A 6,596-nucleotide genomic window follows, 5' to 3' on the forward strand; every position below is an offset into this window, starting at 1 on the left:
TTAACATGCCTGCCTGTCACGCAGGAGATCGCGGGTTCAAATCCCGTCGGGACCGCCATTTGGCTTGGTAGCTCAGTTGGTAGAGCACTTGATTGAAGCTCAAGGTGTCGGCAGTTCGATTCTGTCCCAAGCCACTTTTATTTTAATATGGAGGGGTAGCGAAGTGGCTAAACGCGGCGGACTGTAAATCCGCTCCTTCGGGTTCGGTGGTTCGAATCCACTCCCCTCCACCATTTAAGGGGCATAGTTTAACGGTAGAACAGAGGTCTCCAAAACCTCCAGTGTGGGTTCGATTCCTACTGCCCCTGCCATAGAAATTAAGATGATGGCGGGTGTGGCGAAGTGGTTAACGCACCTGATTGTGGTTCAGGCATTCGAGGGTTCGATTCCCTTCATCCGCCCCATTTATTCTATTAATTATCGATGGGCCATAGCCAAGCGGTAAGGCAACGGACTTTGACTCCGTCATGCGTTGGTTCGAATCCAGCTGGCCCAGTTTCAAAATGCGGAAGTAGTTCAGTGGTAGAACATCACCTTGCCAAGGTGGGGGTCGCGGGTTCGAACCCCGTCTTCCGCTTTTTCTTTTCTTGAAATTTAAAGGGCGCCATAGCCAAGTGGTAAGGCAGAGGTCTGCAAAACCTTCATCACCGGTTCAAATCCGGTTGGCGCCTCCATTTGATTTAATTTTTAAGAAGCATTATAATACTAATAACAGGCCGGCGTGGCGGAATTGGCAGACGCGCTGGACTCAAAATCCAGTGCCCGTTAAGGGCGTGCCGGTTCGACCCCGGCCGCCGGTATCATTAGAGCACCAACTGTTTTAACGATTTGATTCGTTAGGAAGGTTGGTGTTTTTTATGCGTAAAAACAGAGTTGACTATCATTTTGACTATCACTTTGACATAAAATTAGCCAAATGTTCTGCTGTTGTATCTTTTTTAGTTTGTGAAACATGGGTATAAATGTTAGCAGTCGTTTGAATATCTGCATGACCCAATCTGTCTTGCACATCTTTTAAACTGACACCGGATTCAAATAATAAGCTAGCATGAGTGTGTCTGAAACCATGGGCGTTTATTCTTCTTAAATTTTTATGTTTTCTGTAAATCGATTGTAACCAAGTTTTTGTTGTGCTAGGGGAATAGTAATCGCCGCTTCTATTTGCAAAAATCAAATCCGTTCGATCAAGTTTAAGTATTTTATTTATTTTTGACTGTTCCTTTTTCCAATTTCGTAAGACTTCGATGGTTTTTAAATCAAGACTCAATGTTCTTTTACCCGCCTCAGTTTTAGTTGAATTTACAATAAGCCGATTCTTATACCCGCGAGTTATTGTTTTATTGATAGTCAATCTTCTTGAGTTGAAATCTACATCTTCCCAAGTTAACGCAAGAGCCTCTCCCTTTCGGATCCCTGTAAAAGCCAGAAGATAAAAGAATGCGTAGTTAAATGCACTATCCTGTTCGATAGCCTCTAAGAATTCTTTGAGTTCTTCTTTGGTATAAAATAGAATCTCACGTCTTGTTTTGTTTAATGCTTCTCCTCGTGGTATATTTACTTTTGTCATAGGGTTTATATCAATAGTATCAATAGACATTGAATAATCAAAAATGTTTGATGTATAGTTTTTAAACTTTTTGAAGTTGTTAGGTTGTTCAATAGACCATTTATTAACGACTTCTTGGCAATATAGAACATTGATCTTGTCGATGAACTTATCTCCAAACTTGGGTAGTATATGGTTTTCAAATAATAGTTTAGTGGTAGCCCAAGTACTTTCTTTCACAGTCCTCTTATAATTTTCAAACCAAGCATTATATAGCTGTTCAAATTTTGGAACCCTTTTCCCCTTTTCTATACCAATTTCTTGTGACTCATATTCTAATCGCTTGAGAGCCAATTCTGCTTCTCTTTCTGACTTAAATCCGCGGCGGGTTGTTTGTCTACGATTGCCAGTTGTTTCATCAATTCCTAAATACAATCTAAACATATACATAGTTTCGTTTTTTGCATTTTGATAAGACTTGATTCGTTTATCTTTTGACATTGTTATACACTCCTTTTAAGAACGTATGTTCTTTTTTTAGATGCAACAAACTAAGGAAATTTAGTTTGTTGTTAAAGATTTATTCTTCCCATTTAGCAGCTCCGATGATTACCGTATAAGGAGCTTTGCCAGCATCAAAGTACGCTTTACCAGATGATTTCATGCCAGCGGCTATCGTTTCGGAATAAAAATCTTTCGACAATACTTCCGCCTTGTTTCGTTCTCCGTCGTATAATTCAATCATTGTTGAATCAAAATCTAAAGTCTCGGATGTTTGGTTGTCGATGGTAAACTCAACTTTAACTAAGTTCTGAGAAATCTCTGTGTAATCATCCTTTTCGTTTTGAGCATTTTTGATAGAGGTAATTGTCATTATTTGTCCGTTGGCATAATGAGCAGATTCACCGATTGTAAAAATTCCCGATTCGGTAGTTTCATCGTCAGCGTTATTGTAATCAGATGAATCACTTTCACCTTCATCACCATTGTCGTCAGCACTATAGCCGTCTTTATCCATAAAAGCTCTCATATCAGTGTATTTAACATCATCCGTACCCATCCAAGCTAGAAAAGTTTCATCATCGCCGCTGTCATTAGAATAAGTATATTGGTACATTTTTAAACTTTTCATTTCTTTTGCTTGTTTACCCTGTTTTATTTTTTCCTCGGATTTGTCAATGTACTTGTAAAAGTATTCGTTTCTAGTCACTGAGCTGTCTAACTCCTCATATACATAATCATCGTCCCAAATCTTCAACGGTTTTCCCAACTTTTCAAGAAGCTCATCTTTAGAGATACCCACTTTGATTTTTTCAACGTCTTCAAGCTTGAGTTTTTTTTGTTTTAAGTTCCTCACCAGATGTTTTTGAATCTCCACAAGCAACCAAACCTACACAACTAAAAATCAGAATAATCCCAATCAAAATCTTTTTCATTTTTCATTCTCCCTCTTCGTTGTTTTTTATATAATCGCCGTAACGTTTATACCATTCATCCGTTTAATACATACGTATCTTTGAAGAAACTTTCCCAATCGCTTTTTAGATCGTCAGCTAATTCAGGGCGACGCATGTAGTGATAGCAGTTGATACAGTATTCTACTTCGTCCGCAGCTTCCTTATTACCGTTCATGTAGTCAACGATGGCAAGGTAAGCGTAAGCATCATTTTCTACAGTTACCATGTTTCTATATTTTTCAGTCAACGGAATTACTTTTTCTAAGTAAATTTTAGCTTTTGAATAGTGCCTCTTAATAGCATAATATTTCCCTAAATTCATATAAAATGTAGCGTCGAAGTGAATATCTTCAAAAAACTCAAGGTAATTATCCATTTCTTTCTCAATCCGTTCGATAATATTTTCCGAGATTTCAGGGGGAAAGACAAGAAAAAGTTTGGACATAATAAAAAGTTCCTGATATGTCCACCCCGATCTAGCGTCCAGCTCTTCCCAAATTTTTACAGCCTCTGGGCTATCTATATCATAGGAGTTTGCTGCGGTTACTTTGGTGTACACATCTTCTATTACACTTAAGCAATAGGGGATAAAGTCCGAAGGATTTTCTTTTAAATATAAGTGTATTTCTTTGCTTAACTTTTTATCGTTTAGCATCCCTATAGAATTCTTCGCGTTGACAAAATCAAAAAAGATTTTATCACTGCTTGTAAGAGCGTACCCGTTACGAATATATTCGAACTCGCGAAGAGACATACTAAAGTCGTCCAAAACACAAAGAAGTTTATCTATTGAGATATTTCTACTATCAGATTCAATCCTAGCAATGGAGCCTTGTGAAAGTTTAGTGAAGTCCCTTTGCCTCATATTTTTGATTTCTCGAATTTTTTTTGATTGTTTGCCCTATTGAATTCATTGAAAGTTCCTCCTAATTTTCTAGAATATTCCTATGTGTCATTTTTTTATCGATTTAAGGTCATCTATGCTACAATAGAATTGTTATAAAATACTATCGAAAGGATGCTGACCATGAAAAAAAATATTTTTCAATAAACGAGTAATAAAAACTGTAAGCGTTATCAGTTTGATTTCATTGCTGATAAATATTCACCATTAGGCAATAAAAAAGCGCCCGTCTTAACATAGACAGAGCGCAAACTAAAAACCACACCTTAGTTTAACATACTGTCTTAATCAACTCAACAGAGAAGAAAGGACTTTATCGTCATGGATGAAAACCAAATAAAGAGATTTTTAGCTTTAATTAAAAAAGCAAAAAAAAGATGAAAACTTGATTTCAAAAATAGAAAAAACGGGCATTGCGAAAGATGATGCAATTCAGATTACTATTCTACTTTATGGGAGATTTAGTAAAATATGAATATCCTACCTCTACTAAATAGTTAGTAGAGGTTTTTTATTATGCAATATTTTACATGTATCTACCCATTCAAAGCTCTCCATAGTTTTTCTAATTGATCAAGGGCTTCTTGGTCTGCATCGGTTAATTCCTCAATAAATTTTTGAGCATGAGGACTTTTTTGAGCTTCGCGTATGAAATCGTCATCTTCAAGTCGAAGGTGAGAGTACTTGTCTTCTGTGCGACCTAGAAGGTAATCTGTGGAAACATTAAAATAGTCGGCTACTTTTCTCAAACTTTCACCATTTGGTGTTTTTTTCTTCCAAGAGTATAACGAATTTCTTCCGAAACCTAAGCGTTCTTCCAACTCTACGATAGACATTTTCTGATTTTCAGCTAGTTTTTTAACTCTATCGAATGTTGTCATATCAATCACCTACTGATAAAAGCAAAGAACTGTTTTAAACTTTAGGATAGAAAAACGTTGACATCTATAATAAAGTTTAATATACTATGTTCATAAGCTAATTATTTAGCGTTTTAAGCACTAGTAAAAAGAGCCATTGACCACGTTCCCCAACGCATTAAGGCTTTAGAAAGGCTTATTTAGCTATGACTTAATTCTATAATAAAGTTTAATAAAAGTCAAGATTTGCTAAATAATTAGCTTATATCTTAAAAGAAAGGAGAAAAGCATGACATTAAAAGACAAAATTCTACTCTACTTAATAGAAAACCCGCAAGCGACCAACAAAGAAATCGCCGATCACACGAGAATTAAAGAGAGTCACGCCAAGACAGAAATCTCGAAATTGAAATCTAGTGGTCACATCGCAACAACAGGAAACGGATCTGGGCGGAAATTTCAAGTTTTAAAAGAGCCATTGCGAAATATCAATATTAATAAACGTGAACGGTATGAACGCCAACTTGATTTTTTGGAAGAGATTATGTTTTCGGATATCGAACCGGCTCATCGACTAGAGGCTTCTGCGCAGCATATTCGAGTGCTTAATAAATTATGAAGAAAGAAGGTTGTAGAATGCCAATTCATATTATTCCAGACGCGTATTATACACAACAAGAAGTCAGAAAAGAACTAAAAGTTGGACAAGATACTATAACTAAGTTAGAAATTCAAAATCAATTGACACCATTTCAATTAGGTCGATCGTTATTATACAAAGGTGAAGACATCATTGAAGCGATGGAGCAAGGTACATGATGGACGTTTTAACTTTTGGCTACATTAGTTTTTTGATCATTCTTGCATATAAAACATACAAAAAAAGCTCCTTCTGAGGACACAACCTCAAGAAAGAGCATAAACAAAATTATATCTAGCTACATTTTAACACGATTGGAGCGATAAGACAATGAACGCTTTTGAACCATTATCGGATGAAGAGTTACTTATGCTAATTATTGATGGAACACTTGAGCTAACAAGCAACGAATCACCGAGGCTTGAACAGGATTTTAAAGATGCTGTAAAAAGCGCCCTTGAGAAGCTTGTCCTGCTTGACGAAACAATATTCGAGCTAGAGGGCGATATCGAAGCATTGAGGCAAGAGAATAAAGAATATAAAAAGACATTTAAAAAAATTGGAAAACTGGTCAGTTCTTGAAGCGATGACTAGTTTTGTTCAAAAAAACATCTAATCGGAGAGGTGAGGAAGCTACGTGCTACCAAACCAAATTTACAAAAAAATGAAATCGAATCGTTAGAAAAATGGTTTAACAAACCTTACATGAAGTTCGCTGTGAGAGTGGAGGAGGTTGAAGGAGATGAGTAAGTTTAAAGTTGGAGAAATTGTGCGCGTTCGAAAGGATATTAGTGAAGAATCGAGGTACTCCGCGCGCATGCTTTTTACTCAAGAAATGTATCAACATGTTAGCAAGACATTCAAAGTCATCACAATTGATAGTTTCCGAAACGATACACAATATAAATTAGAAGGGCTGGATTTTTGGTGGCATGAGGATTGGCTCGAATCTGCGTACGAAAAAATTGAAGTCGAGCAACAAATGGCGGATTGGTTGGACACGATGCCCGATGCTTGGAAGCTTGACGCAGATTTAGCCCTTTATAAGGTCGTAGCGGCAAGTAGTGCGTACCAAAGGGATGAACTCCGTAGTAAAAAATTAGTACCAATTTGGTTGATCGAGAGTGTGATAGAGCCGAGAGTACAACACTTACGACGATTGCCGATGCCATTCGATACGGCTATGAAG

Annotated in this window: 8 protein-coding genes and 8 tRNA genes; 12 read left to right on the forward strand and 4 right to left on the reverse strand. The window is 37.0% G+C overall.

What is annotated here, in order from left to right; translation table 11 throughout:
• The first annotated feature begins 61 nt into the window (after nt 1-61).
• From MFLO_RS12880 to MFLO_RS12915, 8 genes are all read left to right on the forward strand, one after another.
• Nucleotides 62-134: transfer RNA gene (locus MFLO_RS12880), tRNA-Phe, on the forward strand.
• A gap of 15 nt (nt 135-149) precedes the next feature.
• Nucleotides 150-233, forward strand: a tRNA-Tyr gene (locus MFLO_RS12885).
• A gap of 4 nt (nt 234-237) precedes the next feature.
• Nucleotides 238-311 (forward strand) — tRNA-Trp (locus tag MFLO_RS12890).
• A 17-nt stretch (nt 312-328) separates the two neighbouring features.
• Nucleotides 329-404: transfer RNA gene (locus MFLO_RS12895), tRNA-His, on the forward strand.
• 20 nt (nt 405-424) lie between these two features.
• A tRNA-Gln gene (locus MFLO_RS12900) sits at nt 425-496 on the forward strand.
• Nucleotides 497-505: 9 nt separating this feature from the next.
• Nucleotides 506-577, forward strand: a tRNA-Gly gene (locus tag MFLO_RS12905).
• A 23-nt stretch (nt 578-600) separates the two neighbouring features.
• Nucleotides 601-674 (forward strand) — tRNA-Cys (locus MFLO_RS12910).
• Between the two features lie 41 nt (nt 675-715).
• A tRNA-Leu gene (locus MFLO_RS12915) sits at nt 716-800 on the forward strand.
• 92 nt (nt 801-892) lie between these two features.
• Here the strand turns inward: MFLO_RS12915 and MFLO_RS12920 are convergent.
• The 4 genes from MFLO_RS12920 to MFLO_RS15225 form a co-directional block, all read right to left on the reverse strand.
• Nucleotides 893-2,047 carry a site-specific integrase gene (locus tag MFLO_RS12920; protein ID WP_036098430.1) on the reverse strand — a complete coding sequence of 385 codons (1,155 nt, stop codon included), beginning with the start codon at nt 2,045-2,047 and terminating at the stop codon, nt 893-895.
• Between the two features lie 79 nt (nt 2,048-2,126).
• Nucleotides 2,127-2,924, reverse strand: a complete 798-nt coding sequence (locus tag MFLO_RS12925; protein WP_149023056.1) for a DUF4352 domain-containing protein — start codon at nt 2,922-2,924, stop codon at nt 2,127-2,129.
• A gap of 113 nt (nt 2,925-3,037) precedes the next feature.
• On the reverse strand, nt 3,038-3,757 hold the full coding sequence (locus MFLO_RS12930) for a hypothetical protein (RefSeq protein WP_149023057.1): 720 nt from the start codon (nt 3,755-3,757) through the stop codon (nt 3,038-3,040).
• Between the two features lie 686 nt (nt 3,758-4,443).
• Nucleotides 4,444-4,788 (reverse strand): helix-turn-helix domain-containing protein, encoded by a 345-nt coding sequence (locus tag MFLO_RS15225; protein ID WP_036098434.1) that lies wholly within the window; start codon nt 4,786-4,788, stop codon nt 4,444-4,446.
• A gap of 268 nt (nt 4,789-5,056) precedes the next feature.
• Here MFLO_RS15225 and MFLO_RS12940 point away from each other — a divergent pair, with 268 nt between their 5' ends.
• From MFLO_RS12940 to MFLO_RS12955, 4 genes are all read left to right on the forward strand, one after another.
• On the forward strand, nt 5,057-5,386 hold the full coding sequence (locus tag MFLO_RS12940; protein WP_036098436.1) for a winged helix-turn-helix domain-containing protein: 330 nt from the start codon (nt 5,057-5,059) through the stop codon (nt 5,384-5,386).
• A gap of 17 nt (nt 5,387-5,403) precedes the next feature.
• Nucleotides 5,404-5,586, forward strand: a complete 183-nt coding sequence (locus MFLO_RS12945) for a helix-turn-helix domain-containing protein (protein ID WP_036098437.1) — start codon at nt 5,404-5,406, stop codon at nt 5,584-5,586.
• A gap of 151 nt (nt 5,587-5,737) precedes the next feature.
• Nucleotides 5,738-5,989 (forward strand): hypothetical protein, encoded by a 252-nt coding sequence (locus tag MFLO_RS12950; protein WP_036098438.1) that lies wholly within the window; start codon nt 5,738-5,740, stop codon nt 5,987-5,989.
• A 160-nt stretch (nt 5,990-6,149) separates the two neighbouring features.
• Nucleotides 6,150-6,596, forward strand: a 447-nt coding sequence (locus tag MFLO_RS12955) for a hypothetical protein (RefSeq protein WP_036098439.1), incomplete at its 3' end; no start/stop codon positions are given.

Origin of the sequence: Listeria floridensis FSL S10-1187 (assembly GCF_000525875.1) — a bacterium.
GTDB classification, from domain to species: domain Bacteria; phylum Bacillota; class Bacilli; order Lactobacillales; family Listeriaceae; genus Listeria; species Listeria floridensis.